The organism is Sphingomonas sp. (assembly GCF_019635455.1).
Lineage (GTDB): Bacteria > Pseudomonadota > Alphaproteobacteria > Sphingomonadales > Sphingomonadaceae > Sphingomonas.
On record NZ_JAHBZJ010000020.1, the window covers coordinates 1 to 2,113 of the forward strand.

Consider the following 2,113-nt stretch of genomic DNA (forward strand, 5'->3'; position numbering starts at 1 on the left):
ACAGGTCGGTTCAAACGTCGTCGGGCCATTGCCGGGCCCCATGCTGGACGAAGAGCACTTCGATCGTCGTGTCGGACACGCGATACGCGACAATGTAGGGTGTGCCTGTCACCACCAGTTCGCGTGTGCCCCGGATTTCGCCTGGACGGCCGATGAAGGGATTTGCCGCGAGAAGCCGCCCGGTCTTGGCATGGATGGTGCTGACCATGCGCGCGGCAGCCCGACGGTCGTGTTCGGCAATATGGTTGCCGATTGCCCGAGTTCACGCGGATAACGCCATGTCCAGGCGGTCCGCGCCGCACGCTGGGTTAAACCGAGCCGTATTTGGCCAGAACCGAGGCGATCTCCTCCTCCGAGGCGAATTCTCCGCGATCCGCCTCCGCGAGGCCTTCCCGCACGCCAGCCAGCCATTTCTCATGCCAGGCAAGCGAACGCCCATGCGCGAGGGCGTCCTCGATGATCTGGGCGCGCGTCATCGACGAATGCGCCGCCAGGGCATCGATGCGGCGCTCAAGGTCGTCGGAGATCTTGTCGCGACCGTCCACGGACCTGACCTTGTCATGCCGAACTCCCGACTACAAGAAGGATGAAGAAGGGATCACCTTCACGTACTCAGCCCTTCTCGGCACGCCCCGACGGTATTCCGAATCCTTCGATCAGTGCCTCGGTCGCCTGCAGATCATGCAGTTGCGCCTGAATTTCGATCATGTGGCGATAGTTTTCGTCGGTCGGCTCGGCATTCATCGCCGCCTCCGCCAATCGAAGTTCGTTGTGCAAGGCGCGGGCGCTGCGCTGCAGGTGCAGCGTCTGGGCGAAGGCTTCGCGCGCGTCCTCGATGGCGGCGTCGTCGAGTGCGGTCCATTGACGCGCCCGCCGCACCAGGGCGACGGCGCGGTCCCAGGGCTCTTCCAGGCCCGCCGCGCGAATCGCCGCGACGATGGCGTCGCGCGTGCCGGACTGCCCATGCGCGACCGCGTCGATCGCCGCCGCATGCAGGCGCCGCAGGTCGGGATGGGCGAAGTCCAGCGCCTCGACATGGTCGAAATTCTCGTCGATCAACTGCGGGTGATTGACCATGGCGACGAGCAAGGCCGTCTCGCGCAGCGGCATCACCCCGCCGGCGCGCTTCACCAGCGCTGATCGCGCCAGGCTGTCGGAAACGGCGAGGCGGCCCGCGGCGCCGCCGGATCGTCCGTCCCGGCCAGGTCTGTCGCCGCGCCTGGAGCCGTCGCGCGGCTGCGAACGGCCGGCCGGCGCTCCGAAAAAAGCCTGCAGGCGATTGCGCATGTCCTGAGCGTAATGAAACCGCACGCTCTCGTCGCGGATGCGCGAGGTCAGGTCGCGCAGCGTCTTGTCGAGCTCGGCGCGGCGCTCCGGCGTGTCGAACACGGCACCCGCCGTCTCGCGCATCCACAGCAGATCGGAGAGCGGCCGGCTGTCGCCGAGCACCGCCGCGAAGGCCGGCGCGCCTTCGGCCCGCACCAGATCGTCCGGATCCTTGCCTTCGGGCAGCAGCGCGAAGCGCGCGGTGCGCCCCGGCTGAACCGAGGGCAGGATCATGTCGGCCGAGCGCCATGCGGCGCGCAGTCCCGCCTGGTCGCCGTCGAAGCACAGCACCGGCTCGGGGCAGGTGCGCCACAGCAGCTCCATCTGGTTTTCGGTGAGCGCGGTGCCGAGCGGCGCCACCGCGTTGGCGAAGCCGGCCTGCGCCAGCGCGATCACGTCCATATAGCCTTCGACCACCACCAGCGCCTGGTCCTTGGCGAGCGCCTGGCGGGCGCGGGCGAAATTGTAGAGGATCTCGCCCTTGTGGAAGAGCTCGGTATCGGGCGAGTTCATGTATTTGGCCGCCACTTCCGGCGACATGGCCCGTCCGCCGAAGGCGATGATGCGGCCGCGGCGATCGGCGATCGGGAACATGATGCGGTCGCGGAACCAGTCGTAGGAGACCGGGATGTCGGGTCCGGCCCGCACCAGCCCGCAGGCCTCGATCTGGTCCTGGCCGACGCCCTTCGACGCCAGGTGCTCCTTGAGCGCGTTGCGGCTGTCGGGCGCGAAGCCGAGACGAAACGTCTGCTGGGTGGCGGATGTCAGCCCGCGCTCGCGCAGATAG

Annotated in this window: 3 protein-coding genes; all 3 read right to left on the minus strand. The window is 67.9% G+C overall.

Annotation, left to right across the window (positions count from 1 at the left end; genetic code table 11):
- Positions 1-10: 10 nt before the first annotated feature.
- On the minus strand, positions 11-208 hold the full coding sequence (locus KF783_RS15755; RefSeq protein WP_294081057.1) for a type II toxin-antitoxin system RelE/ParE family toxin: 198 nt from the start codon (positions 206-208) through the stop codon (positions 11-13).
- A gap of 100 nt (positions 209-308) precedes the next feature.
- Entirely contained in the window at positions 309-545 is a 237-nt protein-coding gene (locus KF783_RS15760) for a hypothetical protein (protein ID WP_294081059.1), read from the minus strand.
- A 67-nt stretch (positions 546-612) separates the two neighbouring features.
- Positions 613-2,113: toprim domain-containing protein (locus KF783_RS15765; RefSeq protein WP_294081061.1), on the minus strand; the 1,501-nt coding region annotated here is incomplete at its 5' end.

Bases quoted from the DNA above. Each gene is read 5' to 3' on its own strand.
- KF783_RS15755 (WP_294081057.1), bottom strand. From the start codon at position 208: ATGGTCAGCACCATCCATGCCAAGACCGGGCGGCTTCTCGCGGCAAAT.